The sequence below is a fragment of the Pseudoxanthomonas kalamensis DSM 18571 genome, from assembly GCF_010211745.1.
Lineage (GTDB): Bacteria > Pseudomonadota > Gammaproteobacteria > Xanthomonadales > Xanthomonadaceae > Pseudoxanthomonas_A > Pseudoxanthomonas_A kalamensis.
In genome coordinates this window covers 624,458-651,349 of record NZ_PDWQ01000001.1, presented here as the reverse complement: position 1 = coordinate 651,349, position 26,892 = coordinate 624,458, and the positions used below count along the sequence as shown (strand labels likewise).

Here is a 26,892-nt window from a genome sequence, read left to right as displayed (position 1 = left end):
CACAGGGCCGGAAGCCCGCGGGCCGGGCGCGCAGCGCGCCCAGCCCCGATCCCCGGCACACCGGCCCCGCCGGGCCGGAACTTGCTGAACGCCAGGCCGCCGCCCCGCTTGCTGGCGGGGCGTCACTAGTGATAACGTCATTGCATCCGGCGCTGGAACCGCGCGCCGCGTCTCTTCCGGGAATCCACTTCTTTCCACCTCCAAGCCCCGCGTTCTGCCGGGCTCTCGCCAACATCGCGAGGAATCACTCACTTGTCCGATAACACCCCCGAAACCGGCGAAACCGCCGAAAAGCGCGTGCGCAAGCCGCGTGTCAGCAAGGCTGCCAAGGCCGCTTCCGAGGCCGCCGCCTCCGCCCCCCAGGAATCCGCGCCGCCGCCGGCACCTTCCGCCGACAGCGCGCCGGCCGCCAGTGCGCCGCCAGCCGAATCCGCGTCCGCACCAGCCGCGCAAGGCGGCAGCGAGCCGGGCGGCGATGGCCAGCGCCAGGAGGGCGAGCCGCGCGAAGCCCGCGACGGCAACCGCTTCAACAACAACAACCGCCGCGACCGTTTCCGCAACCGCCGCGACCGCAACCGCGACCGCCAGAACAACGGCCTGCCGCAGGACGGTGGCGAGAACGAGAACTTCGTGCCGCGATCACTGCCCAGCGTGCCGGAAGGCTTCCCGCAGTATTCGCTCAGCGACCTCAAGCGGATGCCGGCGCACAAGCTCCTGGACATCGCCGAACAGCTGAGCATCAGCGAAGGCGTGGCCCGCGCGCGCAAGCAGGACGTGATCTTCGCCCTGCTCAAGGTACTGACCCGCCACGGCGAAGGCGTGGCCGCCGACGGCGTGCTGGAAATCCTGCCGGACGGCTTCGGCTTCCTGCGCGCGGCCGAGGCCAGCTACCTGGCCGGCCCGGACGACGTCTACATCTCGCCCAGCCAGATCCGCCGCTTCAACCTGCGCACCGGCGATCACCTGGCAGGCCGTATCCGCTGGCCGAAGGACGGCGAGCGCTACTTCGCCCTGGCCACCATCGACACCATCAACGGCGAACCGCTGGAAGCCAGCAAGGGCAAGGTGCTGTTCGAGAACCTGACCCCGCTGTTCCCGCGCAAGCGCTTCGTGCTGGAACGCGGCAACGGTTCCTCGGAAGACATCGCCGGCCGCATCCTCGACCTGATGGCGCCGCAGGGCAAGGGCCAGCGCGCGCTGATCGTGTCGCCGCCCAAGGCCGGCAAGACGATCATGATGCAGCAGGTCGCCACCGCCATCACCACCAACCACCCGGACGTGCATCTGATCGTGCTGCTGATCGACGAGCGTCCGGAAGAAGTGACCGAAATGCAGCGCACCGTGCGCGGCGAGGTCATCAGCTCGACCTTCGACGAACCGGCCGCGCGCCACGTGCAGGTGGCCGAGATGGTCATCGAGCGCGCCAAGCGCCTGGTCGAGCACAAGAAGGACGTGGTGATCATGCTCGACTCGATCACCCGCCTGGCCCGCGCCTACAACAACGTCGTGCCCAGCTCCGGCAAGGTGCTGACCGGCGGCGTGGACGCCAACGCCCTGCACCGGCCCAAGCGCTTCTTCGGCGCCGCGCGCAACGTCGAGGAAGGCGGCAGCCTGACCATCATCGCCACCGCGCTGGTCGAGACCGGCAGCAAGATGGACGAGGTGATCTACGAAGAGTTCAAGGGCACCGGCAACAGCGAAGTGCACCTGAACCGTCGCATCACCGAGAAGCGTGTGTACCCGGCCATCGACATCAACCGCTCCGGCACCCGCCGCGAGGACCTGCTGATCGAGCCGGAACTGCTGCAGAAGATCTGGATCCTGCGCAAGCTGCTGCACCCGATGGACGAGATCGCGGCGATGGAGTTCATGCTCGACAAGATGAAGAACACCAAGTCCAACGACGAGTTCTTTGCCTCGATGAAGCGCTGAGCCCTCGCTTCATCCGCACGAAACAGGACGCCCCGCGATGCGGGGCGTCTTGCGTTATTACGCCATAGGACATTCTAAAAATGTCATACTCTCACAAACTTGTGGCCGCCTCCTGCGCTTGTGCAAGCTTTCACAGTATTCGTATAACAGCCAGCAAATGGATCATTCATTCCAAATGGTGGATTACCAGGTGAAGATACAACCCCACCACCCCCACCTGATGCGGCCTGCTGAGTCCCTGGAATCATAACTGCCTGCACATCAGAATATTGACTTGTGGTCAAAAATTGTTCTGATGATCGATCTTGCCAAACAACTTTTATTGTTGTTCCTCTCGGCAACGAGAACGCCCCATGGAGACTGCGATAAGCGCCAATCATGTTGGTTATTGCAGCCAGTCGAATGTACTCATTTGTACGGATATTTGTTCCGTCAACATTTGCTAAATTTCTATACATTGCAGAAGACGCATCAAATACAAGCGTCGCAGCAACAGCCGTAGAACACATAAACACAAAGATAAATATATATTTCCTTGAGAGCTTAATCATATTTTCACAAGCATCCTCTTGTGTTAATTGTTATTTATAATGTCTGCGGAAATTCTATTTACGTTCTTTCTCTCTGCCTCTGGAAGCAACCCTCTAAATAACATCTCTTCGAAATTAGAATACGGCATGCATATACCGCCATTGACGCAGTACTTTGTCATCAAATCCCCAGTTTTACTGCAATCCAATCCAAGTCTACATGCCGCCAGTTGCCACGCATAGGTATATTCCTCTCCGCCAGAAAATTTTCCATACGCCTCTGGTTTTCCTACAGACTGAAACCCCATTGCGTCAGATAATTCCAGATATGCATCCGGGTCTTTCGAATTAATGACGTCGTCAATTAGATTTTTTATATATTGACTGTCCGTAGATATTGGGGCTTGGCTTGAAAGCAATGACGCTTGTGCTGCTAAATCCCCTTGTTTTGCGGCTCTAGTCTTCAGCACCATAGAAGACAAGTAAGTAAAATCCTCAGCAGGGTAATTCTCACTTAATTCTCTACATCTACCAGCGACTCGATCTCTCGCCAACTTTAGCGATGACACATAATCTTGACGAGCAGTCTCAATAAGCTTATCTGTATCCGAGGAAAATCCTGCGGGGTTTGAAACATAGGCGCGACAATAGTCAATTATCTTAGAAATTTTCCATTGTGATCTTGGGTCATCTCGATGCTCTGAAGAGGATAACCTCTTCATTTCATCAAGCAAATTTAACTCCCGGTCATTGGTTTTTACTCTAAACTCAAGAGAATGATCGACCTTATCTATATGGATTGGGTTGAGGCTTGAATTTTCACCCCTCTCCCCATCTAATCCATCTTTATTAAGATACTCTGGCTTTCCATTTTCAAAATAGGCAAAAATTACAAATGACAAAAGAATCAAGGCAGTCGCCAATAGGAATATATGTATTACGCTTATTCTCTTATTGACATTCATAATTCTCCCCTTCCGTGAGTCTAACGATACCCCCCCCAAAGCATTACGTCCTAATCAGAGCTGGACTTACCCTTTTCTGCTGCTTTCAGCAATCATTTTATCCACTTCCAACGATTGGCTTAGCATTAAGCTAACGCAGGGTCTGCTGCGTTTCAACTGCGGTGACGTCCCCCGCGGTGACAAGCCGCATAATGCCCGCAGGAGGTGCGCATGCACGGTAGTGGTCTGGAACTGGCACTGGTATTCCTGCTGGCTGCGGTGATCGCGGTGCCGGTGTTCAAACGCTTCGGCCTGGGCGCGGTGCTGGCCTACCTCGTCGCCGGGGTGGCGCTGGGACCGGACGGGCTGGGACTGGTGCAGGACGCCGACCGCATCCTCAGCGCGGCCGAAATCGGCGTGGTGATGATGCTGTTCGTGATCGGCCTGGAACTGTCGCCCTCGCGGCTGCGGGTCATGCGCCGCACCGTGTTCGGCCTGGGCGGGCTGCAGGTCGGGCTGACCTCGCTGCTGCTGGGCGGTCTGTTCCTGTTCTTCGGCAACATGCACTGGAAGGCGGCACTGGTGATCGGCCTGGGGCTGGCGCTGTCCTCGACCGCGGTCAGCCTGCAGCTGTTGTCCGAGCGCGGCGAGATCGCCACCGACCACGGCCGCAGCGGCTTCGGCATCCTGCTGTTCCAGGACCTGGTCGCCATCCCGCTGCTGGCCGCCATCCCGCTGCTGGGCGGGGCCAAGAACGAGACCCTGACCGCGGCGATGGTGTTCAAGGCGCTCGGCGCCGTCGCCATTGTCGTCATCGCCGGCCGACCAGTGTTGCGCCAACTGTTCCGCACCATCGCCCGCACCCGCCTGCCGGAAGTCTTCACCGCCACCGCCTTGCTGGTAGTGCTGGGCATTGCCTGGTTCATGCAGCTGGCGGGCCTGAGCGCCGGCTTGGGCGCGTTCCTTGCCGGTGTGCTGCTGTCCGATTCGGAATTCCGCCACGAGCTGGAATCGCAAATCGAGCCGTTCAAGGGTCTGCTGCTGGGGCTGTTCTTCATCGCCGTCGGCATGGACATCGACCTGGACCGGGTCGCCGCGGAGCCGCATATCATCAGCTTCGGCGTGTTGGCGCTGCTGGCGATCAAGCTGCCGATCCTGTACCTGATCGGGATCGGACCGGGCCGCCTGCCGTGGCGCAGCGCGTTGCTGCTGGGCGGCGTGCTGTGGCTGGGCGGTGAATTCGCCTTCGTGGTGTTCAGCGAAGCGCTCAAGGTCGAACTGATCGATGGCCCCACCCACGACCGCCTGGTCGCCATCGTCGGCGTGTCGATGGCGCTGACCCCGCTGCTGCTGATCGGCATGGACCGCCTGCTGTCGCAGTGGCGCAAGCCAGAACCGCCACGGCGCGACTTCGACGAGATTCCCGACCAGCATCCGCAGGTGCTGATCGCCGGCATGGGCCGCTTCGGCCAGATCGTCGCCCGCGTGCTGACCTCGCAACGGATCCCGTTCGTGGCGCTGGAACACAGTCCGGAAACGGTCGACAGCCTGCGCCGCTTCGGCAATATCCGCATCTATTACGGCGACCCGGCGCGCCCGGACCTGCTGCGCGCGGCCGGTGCCATGCACGTCAAGCTGTTCATCGTCGCCACCGACGACACCGACACCAACCTGCGGGTGACCCGGCTGATCCGGCGCATGTTCCCGCAAGCGCGGGTGCTTGCGCGCGCGCGCAACCGCCAGCATGCCTGGCGACTGATGGACATGAACGCGGAAGTGTTCCGCGAACTGCTCGGCTCCAGCCTGGAAATGGCCGAACAGGCGCTGATCGCGCTGGGCCGCACGCCGTTCGCCGCCCGCCAGCAGGTGCGTCGCTTCCGCGAACACGACGAGAAGCTGCTGCGCGCGCAGCATCTGGTCTACGACGACGAAGCCGCCGTGGTGCAGACCGCGCGCAATGCGCTGGGTGATCTGGAAAAGCTGTTCGAAGCCGATGCCGACGAAGCCGGCGAGGGCGACGACGCACCGGCGCAGGACCCGCGTTCCGCAACCTGAATCAGACCTTGGGTTCGCGCAGAAAGCGGGCCATCGACGCTCCCGAGGCCAGGCTGGCCGGGGCGAACAGTCCGGCGATGTCGACGAAGCCGCGCATCACCGCGATTTCGCGCGGACTGCGGTTCAGCGCATCGCGCAGGTCGGGATCGGCGCCAGCGCGCAGCAGGCGCGCGGCCACCTGTGGCAGGCCGTGCAGCGCCGCCAGATGCAGCGAACCGAAACCGCGCGGGTCCTGCGCATCTAGCGACACGCCTTCGTCGAGCAGGCGCTCCAGCGCCGCCATCAACACTTCCTCGTGACAGGCGGTGCCCGGCTCGGCGCGCGCGCCGAGCAGCAGCAGCAACGGCGTCACCGCGCCGGCGGCGACGCGCTCGGGTTCGGAGCCGGCCAGCAGCAAGGTATCGAACAGCGCGACCAGCCGCGCCCGGTCGCGGGCGAGGAAACCGAACATCGCCGCGCAATGCAGCGGGGTCAGTCCCTGCACGTCGCTGGCGTGCGGATCGGCGCCGGCGTTGAGCAGGCGCGCGGCCACGTCCGGAAATCCGAGCGCGGCGGCCAGCATCAGCACGGTCACACCGTTGGGCAGGCGATGTTCGATCTGCGCACCGGCGGTCAGCAGGATGTCGACGATTTCGAGCTGATGCATGCTGACCGCGGCCGACAACGGGGTGGCGCCGGTGTTGGCCGCATGCTGCGAATCGGCGCCGCGCGCGAGCAGGAAGTCGACGATCGCGCGGTGGCCGCCGCCGGCCGCGCGCAGCAATGCCGTACAGCCCTGCGCATCGACCGCATCGACCGCGAAGCCCAGTTCCAGCAACCGGCGCACCGCATCGACGTCGCCGCTCATTGCCGCCGCCGGCAGATCGGCGGCGCGCAGGGCGCGCTTCGGCAACGCCCAGCCACGCCAGTCCAGCCAGTCGGCCAGGTCGCGACGGCCGCTGGACAACGCCACTCCGAGCGGGGTCTGTCCATCGGCAGCGCGCGCCTCGGGCGAAGCGCCGCGCAGGATCAGCCGCCGGACCAGGTCCGCATTGCCCAGCGCCACGGCCAGGTGCAGCGCGGTCATGCCGCGACTGTCGCGCGCCTCGCGGTTGACGCCGATGTCGAGCACGCGCTCGAGCAGCCGCTCCATTCCCAGACGTACCGACAGCGACAGCGGCGGATCGCCCGCCGCCGATTTCGCGAACGGATCGGCGCCGCGTTCCAGCATCTCCAGCGCCAGCGTTTCCGCCTCCACGCCGCCTTCGCCCCGGTGGGCCAGCGTCGCCAGCCAGCGCGACAATCCCCCGGCGCCGGCCGGGCTGGCGCCCCGCTGCAGCAATCGCCGCAAGGCCGGCAACGCCGGCAGGCCCTGCACCATCAGGGCGAACGCCAGGCCATCGCCATGAGCATCGCGCGATTCGGCATCGGCGCCCAGCGCCAGCACGCGTTCGAGTCGCGCCGGCGAAATCGCGATCCCGGTTTCGTGCAGCAGCTGGCCCAGTTCTTCGCGCGAACACAGCGCGGCCCAGCGCGGCAGTTCTTCGTCGCGGCCGGCCTCCAGCGCCTCGCGCAGCAAGGCGATCGGCGCGCGGTCGGCCGGCGCTTGCGAAGCTTCATCGTCGGCGACCGCCGCCGGCAGCGGATAGTCGGGATCCAGCGCCGAAACGATCGTCCAGCGCCCCGCTTCGGCGGCCACGTCGACGGCACGGCGACCCTCGCGGTCGGCCTGGTCCGGATCGACGCCGTGTTCCAGCAGGTAGCGCACCAGCGCCGGCGCGACCACGCCGGTCTCGGATTCGCCGGCACAGGCCAGCATCAGCGCATTGCGACCGTTCGTGTCGATATCGTCGGCACGGGCACCGGCCTTGACCAGGGCTTCGGCGGCGGCGGCGCGGTTGCCGCGCGCGGCCTCCAGCCACGGCGTGCGACCGGCCGCGTCGCAGCCCTGCACGTCCGCGCCAGCCGCCAGCAGGGTGTCGATGATGTCCACGTGCCCGGCCCAGGCCGCTTCGTGCAGGGCGCTGCGGCCAGCGGCATCGCGGGCATCGGCGCGGGCCTTGTGCTTGAGCAGCAATTGCACGCCGGCCGGGTCGTCTTCCTCGGTGGCCGCGGCCGCCAGCAGCACCGGGCGCCCGTCCGCCGGCTGCGGCGAAGCGCCGCGCTCCAGCAGGAATTTCGCCAGCCGCCAGTTGCCGACCATGCAGGCCACCCCGAGCGGAGTCAGGCCTTCGTGGTTGAGCGCATCGACTTCGGCCGCCGCATCGCGCAGCAGCGCGGCCACGCCGGGGTCGGAACTGCGGGCGGCATGGTGCAGCGGCGTGTTGCCTTCGCTGTCGGCGGCGCGCGGATCGGCGCCGTTGGCCAGCAGGGTGGTGACCGCGTCGGGGCGGCCATGCCAGCTGTCGCGGGTGGCCGCCAGCAACGGGGTCACGCTGGCATGGGCCAGATTGAGATCGACGCCACGGGCGATCAGCGCACGCAACAGGCGCAGGTCGGGCAGCACCGCCGCCAGCACGCCCAGGCTACGCTGGTCGCGGGCGGAAGCGGGCGGCAAGGCATGCGGATCGGCGCCGGCTTCGAGCAGCTCCAGCGCGCGTTCGACCCGGCCGCCACGGGCGGCTTCGAACAGCGCCGCCTGCAGATCGATGTCCTCGCTTGCGGCAGACGCGTTCGCTTCCGTGGTAGGTGGCGGTGCTTCGGCCTTGCGCACGGCCGGTTTCATCTCGACGATCGGCAAGGCATCGGCAGCCGGAATCCGCTGCAAGCCCAGATGCAGCAGCGGCAGCGCCAGCGCGTAGAGGCCGGCCACCCACCCGCGCAGCGGCGGCGCCAACACCCCGGGCCAGGCCAGCAGCAGGGCGCCGGCCACGATCAGGGCCAGCCACAGCGCAGCACCCAGTCCGCGCCAGGCATGCAGGTCGCGCTGGCCCAGCGCGCGCCAGTGCGCCGACAGCGAACCGCCTTCCCGCTCCATCGCATGCCACAGCGGCCACGACCGCCACAGCGCGATCACCGCCAGGCCTGCCATCGCGCTCAGCGCCAGCACCACGCCCAGACTCAAGTTTCCGGTCCGGGCCGACATCGGCCAGACCAGCAGCAGGGCCGATCCCGCGAGCCCAGCGCCCCACAGCAGCAGCAACGGACCTGCGTCCGCCAGACGCCGCTGCGGTCGCGTTCCGCGCAGCCACGACACCGCCAGCGCCAGCGCCGGTTGCGCCAGCCAGACACCGATCATCGCGGCCCAGTCGTTGATCGCGGCCGCGGCGGCCAGCGCCACGCCGGCCACCAGCGTCAGCACGGCGATGCCACGTCCCTGCGGCGACGCATCAGCCATGCGGTGGTTCCCCTGGCAACAGGCGCGGCGGGAACTGGATATGGAAACCGCGTGCGCCGAGGTTCTGCCGCACGACCGCCGCATTCTCGCGCGCCAGCCGGCGCTCCGGCGTCAGCGCGGTTTCCAGCACGAAGTCCAGCGACCCCAGCTGCGTGCGCAAGGGATCGGGAAGCACGGCGAAATCGTCGCGAACCGCCAGATATACATAGGTATCTGCCTTGTGCCGGCTTTTGTAGACGTAGGCTTGCATGTCGCTGGTGCGGCGGAATCGGGGGAAATTGTGCGGGAAAACCCCTGAATGGGGAACTGCGCCCGATGAGTACCGGTGCGCGAACGTCATTGTGCGTGCCCGCATGGACACGGCGCTGGTACCCTGCTCGCACTTCTACACCGGGAATCCCCATGCGCCGCCCGTTACTGCCGCTGCTGCTGATTGGCCTGTTGTTCCCGCCTGCGATCCATGCGCAGGACGCACCGCTGACCATCGAACAGGTCATGGCCGATCCGGACTGGATCGGCTCGCCGGTGCAGCGCGCCTGGTGGGGCTGGGACAGCCGGCACGTGCAATACGAGCTGCAACGTGACGGCAGCCTGATCCGCGACACCTTCGAACAGGCCATCGACGCCGCGCCGACGTCCGCGCCCACCGCGATCGCCGATGCCGCACGCGCCGGCCTGGATGCCGCCGACCCGGTCTACGACCGGCAACGTCAGCGCATGGCCTTCGTCCGCAACGGCGACATCTTCGTCCGCGACCTGCGCAGCGGCGCGCTGACCCAGCTGACCCGCAGCGAGGAACCCGAATCGCAGCCGCAATTCGGTCGTGACGGCGGCCTGATCTGGCGATCCGGGCAGGCCTGGTACCGCTGGAGCCCCACCGACGGCATCCGCCAGGCCGCCGTGCCGAAAGCGCAGAAGAGTCCCGATGCCGAACCAACCGCGGATGCGCTGCGCGAGCAGCAGCTGCGCACGGTGGAAACGCTGGCCCGCGACCGCGCGCGGCGCGAAGCCGCGCGCGAGCAGCTGGACGCCCGACGCCTGGCCGACCCCAGCCGCGCGCCGGCACCGGTCTATCTGGGCGAGGACGTCGAGATTGACGGCAGCTCGCTGTCGCCCGACGGTCGCTGGCTGCTGGTAGTGACGCAACCGAAGAAAGCCGACAAGGGCCAGGCCGGCAAGATGCCGGTCTACGTCACCGAATCGGGTTACGAGGAATTCGAGAACGTGCGTACCCGGGTCGGCCGCAATCCGCCGACGGCGCAACGGCTGTGGCTGGCCGACCTGCAGCAGGGCAGCCTGCGCGAATTGGCGCTCGACCCGCTGCCCGGCATCGGCAACGACCCACTGGCCGCGCTGCGCAAGCAGGCCGGAAAAGATCCGCTGAAGGGCAACCGCCCGGTACGCATCGAGACCGACGACGACCGCAGCGGCCCGGCCATCCACTGGAGCGCCGATGGCGACAGCGCAGCCGTGCTGATCCGCGCGATCGACAACAAGGACCGCTGGATCGCCAGCGTGGACCTGGCGGCCGGCAAGCTGCAGCCGCGCCACCGCCTGCACGATCCGGGCTGGATCAACTGGGACTTCAACAGTTTCGGCTGGATGCCCGACGGCCGCACGCTGTGGCTGCTGTCCGAGGAATCCGGCTGGTCGCAGCTGTACCTGCAGTCCGGCAGCGGCAAGCCACGCGCGTTGACGGCCGGCAAGTGGGAGGCCTCGTCGCCGCAACTGAGCGCCGACGGCAGCGCTTTCCTGTTCCTGTGCAACCGCGCCTCGCCGGGCCGCTACGAGGTCTGCCGGGTCGGCGCCGACGGCGGCAATGTCGAGGAAATCACCGCGCTGGATGGTGGCGTGGAAGGCTTCGAACTGTCGCCCGACGGCACCCGCCTGCTGGTCGCGCATTCGCGCAGCTACCTTCCAACCCAGCTGTCGGTGGTGCCGCTGGACGGCGGCCCGGCGCATCAATTGACCGATACCCGCACGCCGGCGTTCAAGGCGCGGCAATGGATCGAGCCGGAGTTCGTGCAGGTGCCGTCGAAGCATGGCGCCGGCAGCATCGCCGGCAAGTACTACGGCCCGGCGCAGATGGAATCCGGCAAGCGCTACCCGATCGTGATGTTCGTGCATGGCGCCGGTTACCTGCAGAACGTGCATCGGCGTTACCCCAACTATTTCCGCGAGCAGATGTTCCACAACCTGCTGGTGCAGAAGGGCTACATCGTGCTCGACCTGGACTACCGCGGCAGCGCCGGCTACGGCCGCGACTGGCGCACGGCGATCTACCGCAACATGGGCCACCCGGAGCTGGAGGACTACCTGGACGGGCTGGACTGGCTGGCCGAGCACAAGCAGGGCGACCGCGACCGTGCCGGCATCTACGGCGGCAGCTACGGCGGCTTCATGACCTTCATGGCGCTGTTCCGTTCGCCCGGCAGCTTCAAGGCCGGTGCCGCGCTGCGCCCGGTGGTGGACTGGACCCAGTACAACCACGGCTATACCAGCAACATCCTCAACACGCCCGAACTGGACCCGGAGGCCTACAAGACCTCTTCGCCGATCGAATACGCCGACGGCCTGCAGGACCACCTGCTGATCGCCCACGGCATGATGGACAACAACGTGTTCTACCGCGACTCGGTGGTGCTGACACAGAAGTTGATCGAACTGCACAAGGACAACTGGGAACTGGCTTCGTATCCGCTGGAGCGGCACGGCTTCATGCGCGCCGATTCCTGGCTGGACGAGTACAAGCGGGTGCTGAAGCTGTTCGAGGACAACCTGAAGTGAGCGCCGCACCGCCGCCGTTGCCGCAATCGGCACCCAGGCCCGCGGCGACCGGCAGCGGTTTCGTCACCGTGCTGGCCTGGTTCGCCATCGCCGCCGCCCTGCTCGGTCTGGTGTCGGGCGTGTCGCAGACCGTCAGCGGCCTGTTCCTGCCCGCGGACTTCTACGCGCGGATGATGGATCCGAGCGGCGCGATGGAACTGCCGGCGACCCTGCGCTGGTTCTACGAACACAACCTGATGATCGGCCTGGTCTCCCTGGCCGTGTCGTCGTTGCTGCTGTGGGTGTCGTGGGCGCTGCTGAAACGGCGCGAATGGGGACGCAAGGCCTTCATCGCCTTGCTGGTGCTGGGCACGCTGTACCAGCTGAGCTGGGTCTGGCTGATGCCGAAGCTGGTCGAAGGCATGCTGACCATGCAGGCCGGCATGCTCTCGCCCGGACAAGCCGTGCCGGCGGAGCTGGAAGGCTTCCTGTCCATCGTCATGTGGATGAGCGCGCTGGTGGTCCTGGTCTTCGTCGTCCTGCACGCCTGGCTGGTCTGGAAGCTGTGCACGCCGGCGATCCGCGCCGAGTTTTCCTCCCGCCCGAACTGATTTCCGGCCCGCAACATGAACGATTTCGATTCCGTCCGCGCCTACCTCACCGACCTGCAGGACCGCATCTGCGCCGCCATCGAGGCAGCCGATGGCGGCGCGTGCTTCCGCGAGGACAACTGGAGCCGCGAAGAAGGCGGCGGCGGACGCACCCGCGTGCTGCGCGAGGGCGCGGTGTTCGAGCAGGCCGGGATCGGCTTCTCCGATGTCTCCGGCAACCGCTTGCCGCCGTCGGCGTCGGCGCAGCGGCCGGAGCTGGCCGGCGCCTCGTGGCGCGCGGTCGGGGTGTCGCTGGTATTCCATCCGCGCAATCCCTGCGTGCCGACCACCCATGCCAACGTGCGCCATTTCCGCGCCGAACGCGACGGCGAAACCGTGGCCTGGTGGTTCGGCGGCGGTTTCGACCTGACCCCGTTCTATCCGTTCGACGAGGACGTGCTGCACTGGCACCGCGTCGCCCGCGAACTGTGCGAACCGTTCGGCGGCCAGCAACGCTACGACGCGCACAAGCGCTGGTGCGACGACTATTTCTTCCTCAAGCATCGCAACGAAACCCGCGGCGTCGGCGGACTGTTCTTCGACGACCTGCACGGGGACTTCGAACGCGACTTCGCCTACCTGCGCGCGGTCGGCGACGGTTTCCTCGACGCCTACCTGCCGATCGTCGAGCGCCGCAAGGACACGCCCCACGGCGAACGCGAACGCGAGTTCCAGCTGTACCGTCGCGGTCGCTACGTCGAGTTCAACCTGGTCTACGACCGCGGCACCCTGTTCGGCCTGCAGAGCGGCGGCCGCGCCGAATCGATCCTGATGAGCCTGCCGCCGCGGGTGCGCTGGGAATACGGCTACGCGCCGCAGGCCGGCAGCGACGAAGCGCGACTGGCCGACTACCTGCGCCCGCGCGACTGGCTGACGGAACTGGCCTGAGCGCCGGCCCATAAAAAAGCCCCGCAGACCAGGGGAGGGTCGGCGGGGCCAGGGAACGCGGCCTGGGGAGGGGCCATCGTTCCGGATGATCGCTCCAGGGGATTGGGAGAGATCCGCGACAGACCTTGCATCTGTCACGGGCTATGAGACCACAGCCGCCCATTGAAAGTTCGTGAAGAAAGTCATTAACAACCGGGACAATTTAGCGAAGATTCATATTACTAAACTCTCCGGTTCTGATTTTGGTCTCAGCCGCGCCCCGCAACTTGCGGATTTGTCAAAGGTCGCGGATTTAGCCGAGATTCAGTGCGCCTGCTCCCAGTTGTCGCCGACCCCGCTGTCGACGACCAGCGGTACGTCGAGTTGCGCCGCGGCGGACATCAATTTTGTGACTTCTTGTCGCAATTCATCGACGAATGCGCTGTCCGCCTCGAACACCAGTTCGTCGTGGACCTGCAGGATCATCAGCGCGCGTTCGCGATGCGGGGCCAGCCAGGCGTCCACCGCGACCATCGCCCGCTTGATGATGTCGGCAGCCGTGCCCTGCATCGGCGCGTTGATCGCCGCGCGTTCGGCGCCGGCGCGCTGGCCCTGGGTGCCCTTGTGGATGTATTCCAGATACAGGCGGCGGCCGAACACCGTTTCCACGTAACCCTGTTCGCGCGCCTGCTGGCGCGTGCGTTCCATGAAATCGCGCACGCCGGGATAGCGGCTGAAGTACAGCCCGATGTAGTCCTGCGCCTCACCGCGGCCGATGCCCAAATTGCGGGCCAGGCCGAACGCGCTCATGCCGTACATCAGGCCGAAGTTGATCGCTTTGGCCGCGCGGCGTTCGCCGGCGGTGACGTCCTCCAGCTTGCGGCCGAACACTTCGGCCGCGGTCGCCTTGTGGATGTCGGCGCCGGAGGCGAACGCGCGCAACAGGCCGGCATCCTGCGACAGGTGGGCCATGATCCGCAGTTCGATCTGCGAATAGTCGCAGGCCAGCAGCTTACGTCCCGGCGGCGCGACGAAGGCCTGGCGGATGCGGCGGCCGTCGTCGGTGCGGATCGGGATGTTCTGCAGGTTGGGATCGCTGGAGGCCAGCCGTCCGGTCGCCGCGCCGGCCTGGTGGTAGCTGGTGTGCACGCGCCCGGTCTGCGGGTTGATCATCTCCGGCAGCTTGTCGGTATAGGTGCTGCGCAGCTTGGCCAGACCGCGGTACTCCAGGATCACCCGCGGCAGCTCGTGCTGGTCGGCGATCGCCTCCAGCGCTTCCTCGTTGGTGCTGGGCTGGCCCTTGGGCGTCTTGACCAACACCGGCAGGCCGAGTTCGTCGAACAGGATCGCCTGCAGCTGCTTTGGCGAATCCAGGTTGAAAGTGCGTCCGGCCAGTTCGGTCGCCTGCTGCTGCGCGGCCAGCATGCGCTTGCCCAGATCGGCCGACTGTCGACGCAGTTCGGCGGCATCGACCAGCACGCCGTTGGCCTCGATCCGCTCCAGCACCGGCACCAGCGGCATCTCGATGTCGCGATAGACCTTGCGCAGCGACGGCGCGGCGTCCAGTTGCGACGACAGCGCGCGATGCAGGCGCAGGGTGACGTCGGCGTCCTCGGCGGCATAGCGGGTGGCATCGTCGATGGCCACCTGCGAAAACGGGATCTGCTTGCTGCCCTTGCCGGCCACGTCCTCGTACTTGACCGTGTCGTAACCGAGCACACGCCGGGCCAGGCTGTCCATGTCGTGGCGCTGGCTGGAATCAAGGACGAAGCTTTCCAGCATGGTGTCGTCGGCATAGCCGGCCACCTCGATGCCGTGCCGGCGCAGCACATGCAAATCGTACTTGCCGTGCTGGCCGATCTTGCGCGCGTGCGGGTCGGACAGCAGCGGTCGCAACGCCGCCAGCGCGGCATCGCGATCAGGCTGCGCCGGCGCGCCCGGATAATCGTGCGCCAGCGGCAGGTAGGCCGCACGGCCCGGTTCGGCGCAGAAGCTCAGCCCGACCAGGTTGGCCTGCATCGGGTCCAGGCTGTCGGTTTCGCAATCGAAGGCGAACTCGCCGGCGCATTGCAGGGTATCGATCCAGCCCTGCAGCTGTTCGGTCGTCAGCAGCGTCTGGTAGTTGCCGGGCGCGGACAGCGCCGGGTCCACCGCGGTCGCGGCGTCGTTGTCGCGGGGCGGGGCGACGAAACCGGCCGTTCGCGCCGGCTTGCCCGCCGCTTCCGGCACGGCGGCGGCGCCGTCGAGTTCCTTCAACGCCTGGTTGAAGCCGTAACGCGCGTACAACGCGCGCAGATCGTCGACGTGCCTGTCGCGCAGGACCAGTTCGGTCGGCCCCTGCTCCAGTTCCACATCGGTCTTGATCGTGACCAGCTGCCGGTTCAGCGGCAGCCGCGGCAGCGCCGCGCGCAGGTTGTCGCCGATCTTGCCCTTGATCTCGTCGGCATGGGCGATGACGCCGTCCAGGCTGTCGTATTGTCCCAGCCACTTGGCCGCGGTCTTCGGCCCGCACTTCTCGACCCCGGGCACGTTGTCGACCGCATCGCCCATCAGCGCGAGGAAATCGACGATCTGGTCGGCGCGCACGCCGAACTTGTCGATCACCGCCGCGTCGCTGTCCATGCGGCTGCCGGTCATGGTGTTGACCAGGCCCACGTGCGGCCGCACCAGCTGGGCAAAATCCTTGTCGCCGGTGGAAATGGTCACGTCCACGCCCTGTGCGGCGCCCTGCACCGCCAGCGTGCCGATCACGTCGTCGGCCTCGACCCCGGGCACGCGCAGGATCGGGAAGCCGAGCGCCTCGACGATCGCCATCATCGGCTCGACCTGCGCGCGCAGGTCGTCGGGCATCGGCGGCCGCTGCGCCTTGTATTGCGGATACAGTTCGTCGCGGAAGGTCGGCCCCGAGGCATCGACGACAAAGGCCGCGTACTCGGGCTTCTCCTTCAGCGTCGCCCGCAGCATGTTGACCACGCCGAACAACGCGCCGGTCGGTTCGCCGTCGGCATTGGTCAGCGGCGGCAATGCATGGAAGGCGCGGAACAGGTAGCTGGAACCGTCGATCAGTACGAATCTGGGCATGCGGGCATTCTACGCCGCGGCCCGATGCCGCCACCGTTCATCCCGGCCGCGGATGCAGGCCGCATAATTCCCGCATTCGTTCGACCGCGAAGCGTCCGCCATGACTGTCCGACTGCTGCTTTCCGCTCTGCTGCTGGCCCTGGCCGGCTGCGCCACCACTGCGCCCGATCCGGTGCCGGACCTGACCGGTGCCGATGTTGCCGTGCGCACCGCCGACAACGGCGACGTGATCGAGGAATACCGCGTCGGCGGCCTGCTGCGGATGGTCAAGATCACCCCGCTGCGCGGACCGGCCTACTACCTGTACGACCGCAACGGCGACGGCAAGCTGGACAACGAAAACAAGCAGATGCCGATGACCTACTGGAAGCTGTTCGGCTGGTAACCCCGGCCGCCGGGGCCCCTGTCCGTCCATGAGCGCCGCCTTCGATGCCGCTTCGCTGCTGCCGCTGACCACCGCGCTGGGTTCGGGCCTGCTGCTGGGACTGGTATACGAGCGCCGCAAGCGCGCCGACCCCAGCATCATCGCCGGCCTGCGTTCGCACACGCTGGCTGCGTTGAGCGGGGCGGTTTCGCTGTGGCTGGGGCTACCGGTGTTCGTGACCGCCTTCGCCCTGATCGGCTTGCTGGTGGTGCTGGGCTACCGCCGCAGCCGCAATACCGACCCCGGCCTGACCTCCGAGCTGGCGCTGATCTTCGGCTTCCTGCTTGGCGGGCTGGCGCTGCGGCAACCGGCGCTGACCGGCATGCTGGCGGTGGCCAGCGCGATCCTGGTCTACGCCAAGACGCCGCTGCACCGACTCAGCCGCGAGCTGATCAGCAACCGCGAGATGACCGATGGGCTGATCCTGCTGGCCTTCCTCTTGATTGTGCTGCCATTGCTGCCGGACCGCACTATCGACCCCTGGGGCCTGCTGAACCCGGCCACGGTATGGAAACTGGTGGTGCTGGTGATGGCGATCGGGGCGATCGGCCACATCGCCCTGCGCCTGATCGGCAACCGCTGGGGCCTGCTGGTGGCCGGCTTCTTCTCCGGCTATGTGTCCTCGACCGCCGCCACCGCCGGTTTCGGCCGTCAGGCGCGCGAACAGCCCGAACTGCTGGCTCCCACCGTCGGCGCGACGATGCTGGCGAATTTTTCCTCGCTGAGCCTGTTCGTGCCGGTGCTGCTGGCGGTGTCGCCACAGCTGCTGCAGGTCGCGCGCTGGGAGTTGCTGGCCGCCGGTGCCACACTGCTGCTGACGGCGGTGTTGGAGCTGCGCCGGGAACCGGTCATCGAGCAGATGCCACCGACCGCCGAGGCGCGGATGTTCCATCTCGGCCATGCCATCGGCTTCGCCATCGCCATCACCGTGGTGATCATCGTCTCGACCCTGCTCGGGCGCTGGCTGGGCGCAGGCGGCGCACTGGTCGCCACCCTGCTGGCGGCGATGGCCGAACTGCACGCCGCCGCCGCTGGCGTGGCCAACCTGTTCCAGACCGGCTTGCTGGATGCGGCCCAGGCGCGCTGGGCCGTGGTCGGCCTGCTGCTGACCAGCGGCGGGGCGAAAACCCTGGTGGCGTTCCGCAGCGGCGGCCGGGCCTACGGCCTGCGCGTCGGTGTGGGTCTGCTGGCGATGGTGTTGGCGGCCGCGGCAACTGCCCTGCTGGTATGAGCGAAGGCGGGCGGGCGGTTCAGCGTTCGACGATCGCCACCACGCCCATGCCGCCGGCGGTACAGATGGAGACCAGCGCGCGGCCGCCGCCGCGCTGCTGCAGCTCTTTGGCCACGGTGGCGATGATGCGCGCGCCGGTGGCGGCGAACGGATGGCCGGTGGCCAGCGAGGAGCCGTTGGGGTTCATCTTCGCCGGGTCGATCCGCCCCATCGGCGCGTCCAGGCCCAGCCGGTTGCGGCAGTAGTCCTCGCTTTCCCATGCGCGCAGCGTGCACAGCACCTGCGCGGCGAACGCTTCGTGGATCTCGTAGATGTCGAAGTCCTGCAGGGTCAGTCCGTTGCGCTTGAGCATTTCCGCCACCGCCACGGTCGGCGCCATCAGCAAGCCCTCGCCGTGGACGAAATCGACCGCGGCCACCTGGGCGTCGCGCAGCCAGGCCAGCGGTTCGTGTCCATGCGCCTGTGCCCAGTCGTCGCTGGCCAGCAGCACGGCCGAGGCACCATCGGTCAGCGGAGTGGAATTGCCGGCGGTCAGCGTGCCGCGGCCGGAACTGCGGTCGAAGGCCGGCTTCAGCGTGGCCAGCTTTTCCAGCGAGGTGTCCGCGCGCAGGATGTTGTCGCGCTTGACCCCGCGGAACGGCGCCACCAGATCGTCGAAGAAGCCGCGCTCGTAGGCCGCGGCCAGCTTGTGGTGCGAGGCTACGGCCAGCTCGTCCTGCGAGTCGCGGGAGACGTTCCATTCCTTGGCCATGTCCTCGCAATGCTCGCCCATGCTCTTGCCGGTGCGCGGCTCGGCCACTCCGGGGAACTCCGGCTTCAGCTCGGCGAAGCGGAAGCCTTTCACCAGTGTCTTCAGCTTGTCGACGGTGCTCTTGGCCCGGTTGGCCGCCAGCAGGCGCGCGCGCAGCGGTTTGCCGTAGACGATCGGCACGTCCGAGGTGGTGTCCGAGCCGCCGCCGATGCCCGAGTCGATCTGGCCCAGGGCGATCTTGTTGCCGATGTGGATGAGGGTGTCCAGGCTGGTCCCGCAGGCGCGTTGCAGGGTGATGCCCGGGGTCAATGGCGACAGCCCGGACGACAGCGCGGCCTCGCGGCCGAGGTTCCAGTCGCTCGGGTGCTTGATCACCGCGCCCATCGCCACTTCGCCCAGTTGCTGCCCGTGCAAGCCGAACCGTTCGACCAGCGCCCCCAGCGTGCGCACCGACATGCCCAGGTTGCCGACATCCGCGTAGGCGGTGTTCTGGCGGCAAAAGGGGATGCGGACGCCGCCGAGAATGGCAACGGGACGGCTGACTGGCATGGAGGACCTCACCGGAATGGCTGCTCGACGGATCGCCTGTCGCATGGGCAGGCATAATGTTGCAGTTTAACGCCCGTGACCGGGCGGGCCAATCACGCGATCCGCATTCTGGAGTTCCGCCATGTCCGGCGTTCATGTCATAGGAGTGATGGCGCTGGAGCTGACCGCCGGAACCGTCCCGGCCCTGCCCGCGCTGCAGCAGCAAGCGGCCGGCGCACTGGCCGGCAAGCTGGGGCGCGACTTAATTGCGTTGATCGACGACATCCGCGGCCTGGAACTGACGTTCGCCGCCGCCCATTTCGACCCGGCCGAAGTGCTGCGGCCGGGCTGGCCGCTGCACCGTCGACTGGATGAGTTGCGCCAGCGCGCGCCGCGACAACCGGGCGACGGGCCGCGGGTGATCGTGTTCGGCGCCGACGCCGACGGCCAGGTGCCGCTGCCGTTCCAGGCCGATCCCGAACTGTCCGGCGGCGCCCTGCGGGTGCTGCCGTTCCTGCTCAGCGGCAGCGCCGCCGACGTGGCCGTGGCGCGCGAACGCTGCGAGGAGGTATTGCTGGACCGCGGCATGGCCCAGGCCGATACCGCGCTGCTGGCGCAGGAAACCTTCGGTGCGCACATCGAGCACGCCCGCTACCTGACCGTGCACGACCTGGCCGCGCTGATGTCGATGCAGTACCAGCAGCAGGGCCTACAGCACCTGTGGCCGCTGATCGAAACCGCGCTGCTGGAACCGGAGGCGGAAGAATGGCTGGATGCGCCGCCCGAACCCTTGCTGCGCTATGCCGGCGGCGAGGTGCGAATGGCCTTGCTGGACCCGCCCTGCTGGCAACGCCGGCACGCCGGCCACGTCCGCGGCGACGCGGCGCGGATGGAACGGGCCTACGAGATCTTCCAGGCGCGACAGCGCCAGCTGGCCGCGATCCTGGAGGCGCACGGCATTCCGGTCGTGTTCGCGCATTGCGCGGCCAACGACGATCCGCGCGTCATCCTGCAGGACTGAGTTCGGCCTGTTTCGTCACCTTGATGAGACCGCAGGCCACCCGCGCGCCGGCGTTGCCGGCCGGTTGGCCGCGGTAGTCGTCGGCCTGCGCATGCACGATCAGCGCGCGGCCGGCGATGTCGTTGACCGCGCCGCCGCCCAGGGTCACCCCTCGCAGATGCACGTCGACCCGGGCCACGCCCTCTTCGTCGGCCATCAGGTTGTCCATGTCGCCGGCGTGATGCGCGTCCATCGGCGTGGTCGAATGGCCGTGCGCGGCGGCGAACGGATTGAAATGCGGGCCGGCGCTGCTGGCATCCACCGCACTGCAGTCGCCAATCTCGTGCACGTGGAAGCCATGCGCGGCGCGCGGCTGCAATCCACCGATCACGCCGGTGATATGCACCCCGCCCGCTTCCGGCACCAAAGTCACCCGCCCACTGACCAAGCTGGCCGACGCCGAAGCCAGATTGGCCACCGCCTCGGCGGCGGTGCTGGTGTCGGGGACCTGCAAGGCGGGCTTGGGTGGCGGCGCACTGCCGCAGGCAGACAGTCCGATCGCGCTGCCGGCGATGCAGGCAAGAAACAGCGAGCGCCGCATGTCGAAACTCCATGTCCCTGATGTCGCTTCGCAGTGTAACCTTGCCACGCTTGCCGCATCCGCGAGCGAGCGTGCCGCGGTTCAGCGCCGCTTGCGGCTGGCGCCCAGCTTGCGGGTCACCGTGTTGCGACCCACGCCCAGCTTCTCCGCCGCTTCGGCGCGGCGGCCGCCGGTGTGTTGCAACGCGGCCTGCAGCAAGGCCTGGTCGAAGCGCTTGCGCGCCTGCGCGTGCAGGCCTTCCACGCCCTCGGTCAGCTGCTCCTTCGCCCACGCCGCCAGCGCTACGTCCCATTCGCCCGACGTCGCTGACGCGGCGGCACCCGGCGAAATCGCATCCTGCAGATCGGCGGCGGTGATGGTCTCGCCCGGCGCCAATGCCGCCAGCCGCCAGCAGACGTTTTCCAGTTCGCGTACATTGCCCGGCCAGTCGTAGCCGGCCAGTGCTTCCAGCGCCGCCGGGGCGAAGCGCTTGGCCGGCGCGCCCAGCCGGTGCGCGGCCACGCCGAGGAAATTGCCCGCCAGCTGCGCCACGTCGGCGCGGCGTTCGCGCAAGGGCGGCAACTGCAGCCGCACCACGTTGAGCCGGTGCAGCAGATCGGCGCGGAAGCCGCCGGCCGCGACCAGCGCATCCAGGTCCTGATGGGTCGCGGCGATCACGCGGACATCGACCCGGATCAGTTCGCGCCCACCGACACGGAAAAATTCGCCCTCAGCCAGTACCCGCAGCAAGCGCGTCTGCAGCGACAGCGGCATGTCGCCGATCTCGTCGAGGAACAGGGTGCCGCCGTCGGCCTGTTCGAAACGACCGACATGGCGCTTCTGTGCTCCGGTGAACGCGCCGGCCTCGTGACCGAACAATTCACTTTCCAGCAGCTCGGCCGGAATGGCGGCGGTGTTCAACGCCACGAAGGGTTTGCGTGCGCGCGGCGATTCGCGGTGCAGCGCGCGCGCGACCAGTTCCTTGCCGGTGCCGGTTTCGCCGGTGATCAGCACCGACAGCGGCGCCTGCGCCAGCCGGCCGATGGCGCGGAACAGCGCCTGCATCGCCGGGGTGTCGCCGATCAGTTCGGTTTCGGCCGCCTCGTCCGGCAGCGCCGGCAGGCCCGCCTGCTCCTCGTCCGGCAGGCTGCGCGCGGCCAGGGCGACCGCATCGTCCAGGTCGAACGGCTTGGACAGGAATTCGTGCGCGCCGCCACGGAAGGCGCCGGCGGTACTGGCCACGTCGGTGAAAGCCGACATCACGATCACCGGCAGCCGCGGATGACTCTGCTTCAGCTTGTCCAGCAGCACCAGGCCGCTGTCGCCGGGCATGCGCACGTCGGTGAACAGCAGGTCCGGCGCGTCGCGCGCCTCCAGTGCCATCAGCGCCGCGTCGGCGCTGTCGAAACCGTCGACATCGTAGCCCGCGTCGCGCAACGCGGTGGCCAGAACGAAGCGGACCGAACGGTCGTCGTCGACCACCCAGATGCGTTGTGTCTCAATGGACACGGGCTTCGCCTCCCTCGGTGAATTCGCCGCCGTCGGATTCGCTCAGCGGCAAGGGCAGCAGCAGGGTGAACACGGTATGCCCGGGGCGCGAGCGGTAGCTCAGCGACCCGCCGTGCTCGCGCGCAACCTGCTGCGCCAGCGCCAGTCCCAGACCGCTGCCTTCGGCACGACTGCTGACCAGCGGCAGGAACAGATGCTCGGCCAGTTCCTCCGGCACGCCGCCGCCGTCATCGACGATTTCCACCCGCATGACCATCGCGTGCAGGTGCTCGTTGATGCGCACGTTGCGCTCGACCCGGGTGCGCAGGGTCACATGGCTGGCGCCGGCCTGCAGCGCGTTGCGGACCAGGTTCCACACCGCCTGCACCAGACGGTCGGCGTCGCCGGAGAATTCCGGCAGGCTGGGGTCGTAGTCGCGTTGCAGGCGCATGGCCCAGCCGTGTTCGGCTTCGGCCAGGCGCAGCACGCGCTCCAGTACCTGATGGATGTTGATCCAGGTATGCGGCCGCTGCGGCTTGGGCGACAGCAACTGGTCCAGCAGCGCGCTGAGGCGGTCGGTTTCCGATTCGATCAGTTCGATCAATTCGCGTTCGTCTTCGTTGTCGTGGCGCTGCTGTGCGCGCCGCGACAGCAGCTGCGCCGCGCCCTTCAGCCCGGCCAGCGGATTGCGCAATTCGTGCGCCAGCCCCTTCAACGCGGCGGCGAAGGCGCTGGGCAGGGTCAGGGTGGGGTCGATGACCGGAAACTCGTCGACCGGATGCGCCTCGAGCAGCCAGCCGTGTTCATGCCGCGACAGCCAGGCTTCGGCGAAGCGCGGCTTCTCGCCGGGTGCCGCCAGCGTCAGCCGGTGCAGGCGCAACGCGTCGTGTTCGGAGTCCTTGTTTGCCAGGAACCGGGCCATGGCCTCGCCTTCCACTTCCAGCGCCGCCAACGGTTGCCCCTGCAGGCGACGGGTACCGATCCCCATCCAGCGGGCAAACGCCGGGTTGACGCCGACAATCAGACCTTCGGGATTCGCCCAGGCCACCGGCGTATGCAGCACGCCGGGGCCGGGCTCTTGTTGCATGTCGAAGGGGGCCGGACTCGCCATTGCACCAGTTTAGTGCAACGGCGAGCCGGATGTCCCTCAGGCCTCGTAGGCCGACTCGCCGTGCGAGGTGATGTCCAGACCCTCGCGTTCGGCGTCTTCGCTGACCCGCAGGCCGAACACCAGCTTGGCGATCAGGAAGCCGACCACCGAGACGATGCCGATCCAGACGATGGTCACGCCCACGCCCAGGGCCTGGATGCCGACCTGGTGGGCGATGCTGAAGTCCTCGCCGCCGGTGCCGCCCAGGCTGGGCGCGGTGAACACGCCGGTCAGCAGGGCGCCGACGATGCCGCCGATGCCGTGCACGCCGAACACGTCGAGGCTGTCGTCCGCACCGAGCAGCTTCTTCAGCCCGTTGACGCCCCAGACGCAGATCACCCCGGCGGCGACGCCGACCGCGATCGCACCGAACGGGCCGACCGAGCCGCAGGCCGGGGTGATGCCGACCAGACCGGCGACCGCACCGGAGGCCACACCCAGCGCCGACGCCTTGCCCTTGACGATCTTCTCGACCAGGGCCCAGGCCAGGATCGCCGCAGCGGTCGCCAGCATGGTGTTCAGGAACGCCAGCGCGGCGCCCGAGGTGGCTTCCAGGTTAGAGCCGGCGTTGAAGCCGAACCAGCCCACCCACAGCAGCGAAGCGCCGACGAAGGTCAGGGTCACGTTGTGCGGCTTCAGCGCCGACACGCCGTAGCCCAAGCGCTTGCCGACGAAGTACGAACCGACCAGACCAGCCACGCCCGCATTGATGTGGACCACGGTGCCGCCGGCGAAGTCCAGCGCGCCCTTGTCCAGCAGGTAACCGCCGCCGCCCCAGACCATATGCGCGATCGGCAGGTAGCCGAAGGTGAACCAGATCACCGAGAACAGCAGCACCGCGGCGAACTTCACCCGCTCGGCGAAGGCGCCGACGATCAGCGCGCCGGTGATGCCGGCGAAGGTCAGCTGGAACACGATGAACACGTATTCCGGCAGCATCACCCCGTCGGTGAAGGTCGCGGCCAGGCTGTCGCCGGTCACGCCCTTCAGGAACAGCTTGTCGGCCGTACCGATGAACGCATTGCCACCTTCGAAGGCGTAGCTGTAGCCGTACACCACCCACAGGATGCCGAGCAGCGAGAACACGGTGATGACCTGGATCAGCACCGACAGCACGTTCTTCGACCGCACCATGCCGCCGTAGAACAGCGCCAGGCCCGGCACCGTCATCAGCAGCACCAGCAGGGTCGACGTCAGCATCCACGCCACGTCGCCCTTGTCGACGGTCGGTTCGACGGCCGGCGCCTCTTCGGCAACCGCCTCTTCCACCACCGCCACGTCGGCCGGCGCGGCCTCTTCGACCATCGCGGCGGCATCGGCGGCGACTTCCTCGACCGCCGGTGCGGCGGCGGCTTCCTGCGCGATCGCGCCGAAACTGGTACCCAAGGCCATGCTGCACAGCGCGGCCAGGCAGATCACTTGCAATCGGGTCTTCCACCCGGAGAACAGAACGGTCTTCATATGCAGGCTCCGAGTTGGGGTCACAGGGCGTCCGCGCCGACTTCGCCGGTGCGGATGCGGATGACCTGGTCGATGGAGGTGACGAAGATCTTGCCGTCGCCGATCTTGCCGGTGCCGGCCGCTTGCTGGATCGCTTCCACGACCGCATCCAGGCTTTCGTCGGTCACGACGGTTTCGATCTTGATCTTGGGCAGGAAATCGACGACGTACTCCGCGCCTCGATACAACTCGGTATGGCCTTTCTGCCGACCGAAGCCCTTGACCTCGGTGACGGTGATGCCCGACACGCCCGCCTGCGACAAGGATTCCCGCACCTCGTCGAGCTTGAACGGCCGGATGATGGCAGTGATCAGTTTCATGCGCATTCCCCGTGGGTGGATGGAACCGGTCCGGACGACCGGCGACAGGCTCGGAACTGAAAACGGAACCGCGGCCCGACGTTGGGGGAGGAAGCCGCAGTGCGCGTTGCGCGTTCCGTGGTGCTGCATGCGATGACGGCAGCCGTTGCCGGCTGCCGTCGCGCGTTGCTCAGTTGGCGTAGTACAGCTGGTATTCCAGCGGATGGGTGGCGGCGCGGAACTTGGTGACTTCCTGCATCTTCAGGTCGATGTAACCGTCGATGAAGTCGTCGCTCATCACCCCGCCGGCCTTGAGGAACTCGCGGTCGGCGCCGAGCGCGGCCAGCGCCTGGTCGAGGCTGGAGCAGACCTGCGGGATCAGCTTCTCCTCTTCCGGCGGCAGGTCGTACAGGTCCTTGTCCGACGGCGCACCCGGGTCGATCTGGTTCTTGATGCCGTCCAGGCCAGCCATCATCAGTGCGGTGAAGGTCAGGTAGCCGGTCTGCAGCGGATCCGGGAAACGGACCTCGATGCGGCGCGCCTTCGGGTTGGACACCCATGGAATGCGGCACGAGGCCGAACGGTTGCGCGCCGAATAGGCCAGCATCACCGGCGCTTCGAAGCCCGGCACCAGGCGCTTGTAGCTGTTGGTGCCGGAGTTGGCGAAGGCGTTGATCGCCTTGGCATGCTTGAAAATGCCGCCGATGTACCACAACGCCATCTGGCTCAGCCCGCCGTAGCCGTCGCCGCTGAACAGGTTGGTCCCGTCCTTGGCCAGCGACTGGTGCACGTGCATGCCGCTGCCGTTGTCGCCGACCACCGGCTTGGGCATGAAGGTGGCGGTCTTGCCGTTGCGGTAGGCAACGTTCTTGATGATGTACTTCATGGTCAGCAACTCGTCGGCCTTCTTCACCAGCGAGTTGAACTTGGTGCCAATCTCGCACTGGCCGGCGGTGGCAACCTCGTGGTGGTGCACCTCGACCTCGATGCCGACCTGCTCCAGGGTCTTGACCATCTCCGCGCGCAGGTCGTGCAGCGAGTCGGTCGGCGGCACCGGGAAGTAGCCGCCCTTCACCCCGGGCCGGTAGCCGCTGTTGCTGCCGTCGAGCTTGGCGCCGCTGTTCCAGGCCGCTTCTTCCGAGCCGATCTCGAAGAAGGTATGACCCATCTCGTTGGCGAAGCGGACCGAATCGAAGATGAAGAATTCCGGCTCCGGGCCGAAGAACGCCATGTCGGCGATGCCGCTGGACTTCAGGTAGGCCTCGGCGCGCTTGGCGATGCCGCGCGGATCGCGCGAGTAGCCCTGCATGGTCGCCGGCTCCAGCACGTCGCAGGTCAGCACGATGGTCGGATCGGCATAGAACGGATCCAGATAGGCGGTCTCCGCGTCCGGCATCAGCACCATGTCGGACTCGTTGATGCCCTTCCAGCCCGAAATCGAGCTGCCGTCGAACATCTTGCCTTCCTCGAACAACGATGGCTCGACAATGCTGACGGGAAAGGTGACGTGCTGCTGCACGCCACGCATGTCGACGAAGCGCAGGTCGACGAACTCGGCCTTGGTGTCCTTGATCAGCTTTTCAACGGTGTCCGCAGACATTGGGAAATCCCTCGGGTGTGTGGAAAGTGTGACCGTGATATTGCAAGCGGCATGCCAACTGCGAGATGCTCACAAGATATTGATTTTCTTGCCAATAGTTGCAGCTACAACTACCGAAAGTACCATAATAGTGCGTTGTCGAAATCGCGATTCACCAAAATAGTGCTACCAGGTTTTCCTCTATCCTGAGCGCCCCTCCG

Annotated in this window: 20 protein-coding genes; 8 read left to right on the top strand and 12 right to left on the bottom strand. The window is 66.8% G+C overall.

The annotated features are described in order from the left end of the window. Positions 1–252: 252 nt before the first annotated feature. Positions 253–1,932 (top strand): transcription termination factor Rho, encoded by a 1,680-nt coding sequence (gene rho, locus CSC70_RS02875; RefSeq protein ID WP_162455115.1) that lies wholly within the window; start codon positions 253–255, stop codon positions 1,930–1,932. A gap of 83 nt (positions 1,933–2,015) precedes the next feature. On the opposite strand, the gene CSC70_RS02870 is transcribed toward rho, so the two are convergent. Then, the gene (locus CSC70_RS02870) at positions 2,016–2,483 is read right to left on the bottom strand and encodes a hypothetical protein (RefSeq protein WP_162455114.1); all 468 of its coding nucleotides are present in this window, start codon (positions 2,481–2,483) and stop codon (positions 2,016–2,018) included. A 23-nt stretch (positions 2,484–2,506) separates the two neighbouring features. Continuing rightward, on the bottom strand, positions 2,507–3,427 hold the full coding sequence (locus CSC70_RS02865; protein WP_162455113.1) for a hypothetical protein: 921 nt from the start codon (positions 3,425–3,427) through the stop codon (positions 2,507–2,509). A 210-nt stretch (positions 3,428–3,637) separates the two neighbouring features. Between CSC70_RS02865 and CSC70_RS02860 the strand changes: the two genes are divergently transcribed. Then, on the top strand, positions 3,638–5,461 hold the full coding sequence (locus CSC70_RS02860; RefSeq protein WP_162455112.1) for a monovalent cation:proton antiporter-2 (CPA2) family protein: 1,824 nt from the start codon (positions 3,638–3,640) through the stop codon (positions 5,459–5,461). A gap of 1 nt (position 5,462) precedes the next feature. Here CSC70_RS02860 and CSC70_RS02855 read toward each other — a convergent pair whose 3' ends face one another. Together CSC70_RS02855 and CSC70_RS02850 are read right to left on the bottom strand one after the other, a co-directional pair. After that, a complete protein-coding gene (locus tag CSC70_RS02855) occupies positions 5,463–8,777 on the bottom strand; it encodes an ankyrin repeat domain-containing protein (RefSeq protein WP_162455111.1) in 3,315 nt (1,104 codons plus the stop codon). Continuing rightward, positions 8,770–9,027 (bottom strand): YcgL domain-containing protein, encoded by a 258-nt coding sequence (locus CSC70_RS02850; protein WP_162455110.1) that lies wholly within the window; start codon positions 9,025–9,027, stop codon positions 8,770–8,772. The genes CSC70_RS02855 and CSC70_RS02850 overlap by 8 nt, the downstream gene beginning before the upstream one ends. A gap of 152 nt (positions 9,028–9,179) precedes the next feature. Here CSC70_RS02850 and CSC70_RS02845 point away from each other — a divergent pair, with 152 nt between their 5' ends. From CSC70_RS02845 to hemF, 3 genes are read left to right on the top strand one after another with little or no spacing between them, the layout of a single operon-like run. Next, on the top strand, positions 9,180–11,564 hold the full coding sequence (locus CSC70_RS02845) for a S9 family peptidase (protein ID WP_162455109.1): 2,385 nt from the start codon (positions 9,180–9,182) through the stop codon (positions 11,562–11,564). Continuing rightward, positions 11,561–12,154, top strand: a complete 594-nt coding sequence (locus tag CSC70_RS02840) for a hypothetical protein (protein ID WP_162455108.1) — start codon at positions 11,561–11,563, stop codon at positions 12,152–12,154. Before CSC70_RS02845 ends, CSC70_RS02840 begins: the two co-directional genes overlap by 4 nt. Positions 12,155–12,169: 15 nt before the next feature. After that, positions 12,170–13,081, top strand: coding sequence for an oxygen-dependent coproporphyrinogen oxidase (gene hemF / locus CSC70_RS02835; RefSeq protein WP_162455107.1), 912 nt, complete (start codon positions 12,170–12,172; stop codon positions 13,079–13,081). A 303-nt stretch (positions 13,082–13,384) separates the two neighbouring features. Here hemF and polA read toward each other — a convergent pair whose 3' ends face one another. Continuing rightward, entirely contained in the window at positions 13,385–16,141 is a 2,757-nt protein-coding gene (gene polA / locus CSC70_RS02830; protein WP_162455106.1) for a DNA polymerase I, read from the bottom strand. A gap of 100 nt (positions 16,142–16,241) precedes the next feature. On the opposite strand from polA, the gene CSC70_RS02825 reads away from it, so the two are divergent. Continuing rightward, positions 16,242–16,526, top strand: a complete 285-nt coding sequence (locus CSC70_RS02825) for a DUF2782 domain-containing protein (protein WP_162455105.1) — start codon at positions 16,242–16,244, stop codon at positions 16,524–16,526. A 28-nt stretch (positions 16,527–16,554) separates the two neighbouring features. Continuing rightward, a complete protein-coding gene (locus tag CSC70_RS02820) occupies positions 16,555–17,796 on the top strand; it encodes an MgtC/SapB family protein (protein WP_162455104.1) in 1,242 nt (413 codons plus the stop codon). 19 nt (positions 17,797–17,815) lie between these two features. Here the strand turns inward: CSC70_RS02820 and CSC70_RS02815 are convergent, their stop codons facing one another. Then, positions 17,816–19,096: an acetyl-CoA C-acetyltransferase gene (locus CSC70_RS02815; protein WP_162455103.1), complete on the bottom strand. Its 1,281-nt coding sequence runs from the start codon at positions 19,094–19,096 to the stop codon at positions 17,816–17,818. 121 nt (positions 19,097–19,217) lie between these two features. Between CSC70_RS02815 and CSC70_RS02810 the strand changes: the two genes are divergently transcribed. Beyond that, a complete protein-coding gene (locus CSC70_RS02810) occupies positions 19,218–20,096 on the top strand; it encodes a hypothetical protein (protein ID WP_162455102.1) in 879 nt (292 codons plus the stop codon). Here CSC70_RS02810 and CSC70_RS02805 read toward each other — a convergent pair. From CSC70_RS02805 to glnA, 6 genes are all read right to left on the bottom strand, one after another. Beyond that, positions 20,080–20,676, bottom strand: a complete 597-nt coding sequence (locus CSC70_RS02805) for a superoxide dismutase family protein (RefSeq protein ID WP_162455101.1) — start codon at positions 20,674–20,676, stop codon at positions 20,080–20,082. The two genes, CSC70_RS02810 and CSC70_RS02805, sit on opposite strands and share 17 nt — an antisense overlap. Positions 20,677–20,757: 81 nt before the next feature. Further along, positions 20,758–22,164, bottom strand: coding sequence for a nitrogen regulation protein NR(I) (gene ntrC / locus CSC70_RS02800; protein ID WP_162455100.1), 1,407 nt, complete (start codon positions 22,162–22,164; stop codon positions 20,758–20,760). Continuing rightward, positions 22,154–23,254, bottom strand: coding sequence for a two-component system sensor histidine kinase NtrB (locus tag CSC70_RS02795; protein ID WP_425501504.1), 1,101 nt, complete (start codon positions 23,252–23,254; stop codon positions 22,154–22,156). The genes ntrC and CSC70_RS02795 overlap by 11 nt, the downstream gene beginning before the upstream one ends. Before the next feature lie 36 nt (positions 23,255–23,290). Next, a complete protein-coding gene (locus tag CSC70_RS02790) occupies positions 23,291–24,598 on the bottom strand; it encodes an ammonium transporter (protein WP_425501511.1) in 1,308 nt (435 codons plus the stop codon). 176 nt (positions 24,599–24,774) lie between these two features. Then, complete coding sequence (locus tag CSC70_RS02785) at positions 24,775–25,113, bottom strand: P-II family nitrogen regulator (RefSeq protein WP_162455097.1); 339 nt, start codon at positions 25,111–25,113, stop codon at positions 24,775–24,777. Between the two features lie 169 nt (positions 25,114–25,282). Then, the gene (gene glnA, locus CSC70_RS02780; RefSeq protein WP_162455096.1) at positions 25,283–26,692 is read right to left on the bottom strand and encodes a type I glutamate--ammonia ligase; all 1,410 of its coding nucleotides are present in this window, start codon (positions 26,690–26,692) and stop codon (positions 25,283–25,285) included. Between the last annotated feature and the right edge of the window lie 200 nt (positions 26,693–26,892).

Excerpts from the sequence above, each read along its gene's own strand:
- CSC70_RS02870 (WP_162455114.1), bottom strand. The coding sequence starts at position 2,483 with ATGATTAAGCTCTCAAGGAAATATATATTTATCTTTGTGTTTATGTGT.
- CSC70_RS02865 (WP_162455113.1), bottom strand. The coding sequence starts at position 3,427 with ATGAATGTCAATAAGAGAATAAGCGTAATACATATATTCCTATTGGCG.
- CSC70_RS02860 (WP_162455112.1), top strand. The coding sequence starts at position 3,638 with ATGCACGGTAGTGGTCTGGAACTGGCACTGGTATTCCTGCTGGCTGCG.
- CSC70_RS02855 (WP_162455111.1), bottom strand. The coding sequence starts at position 8,777 with ATGGCTGATGCGTCGCCGCAGGGACGTGGCATCGCCGTGCTGACGCTG.
- CSC70_RS02850 (WP_162455110.1), bottom strand. The coding sequence starts at position 9,027 with ATGCAAGCCTACGTCTACAAAAGCCGGCACAAGGCAGATACCTATGTA.
- CSC70_RS02845 (WP_162455109.1), top strand. The coding sequence starts at position 9,180 with ATGCGCCGCCCGTTACTGCCGCTGCTGCTGATTGGCCTGTTGTTCCCG.
- hemF (WP_162455107.1), top strand. The coding sequence starts at position 12,170 with ATGAACGATTTCGATTCCGTCCGCGCCTACCTCACCGACCTGCAGGAC.
- polA (WP_162455106.1), bottom strand. The coding sequence starts at position 16,141 with ATGCCCAGATTCGTACTGATCGACGGTTCCAGCTACCTGTTCCGCGCC.
- CSC70_RS02825 (WP_162455105.1), top strand. The coding sequence starts at position 16,242 with ATGACTGTCCGACTGCTGCTTTCCGCTCTGCTGCTGGCCCTGGCCGGC.
- CSC70_RS02820 (WP_162455104.1), top strand. The coding sequence starts at position 16,555 with ATGAGCGCCGCCTTCGATGCCGCTTCGCTGCTGCCGCTGACCACCGCG.
- CSC70_RS02815 (WP_162455103.1), bottom strand. The coding sequence starts at position 19,096 with ATGCCAGTCAGCCGTCCCGTTGCCATTCTCGGCGGCGTCCGCATCCCC.
- CSC70_RS02810 (WP_162455102.1), top strand. The coding sequence starts at position 19,218 with ATGTCCGGCGTTCATGTCATAGGAGTGATGGCGCTGGAGCTGACCGCC.
- CSC70_RS02805 (WP_162455101.1), bottom strand. The coding sequence starts at position 20,676 with ATGCGGCGCTCGCTGTTTCTTGCCTGCATCGCCGGCAGCGCGATCGGA.
- CSC70_RS02795 (WP_425501504.1), bottom strand. The coding sequence starts at position 23,254 with ATGGCGAGTCCGGCCCCCTTCGACATGCAACAAGAGCCCGGCCCCGGC.
- CSC70_RS02790 (WP_425501511.1), bottom strand. The coding sequence starts at position 24,598 with ATGGTCGAAGAGGCCGCGCCGGCCGACGTGGCGGTGGTGGAAGAGGCG.
- CSC70_RS02785 (WP_162455097.1), bottom strand. The coding sequence starts at position 25,113 with ATGAAACTGATCACTGCCATCATCCGGCCGTTCAAGCTCGACGAGGTG.
- glnA (WP_162455096.1), bottom strand. The coding sequence starts at position 26,692 with ATGTCTGCGGACACCGTTGAAAAGCTGATCAAGGACACCAAGGCCGAG.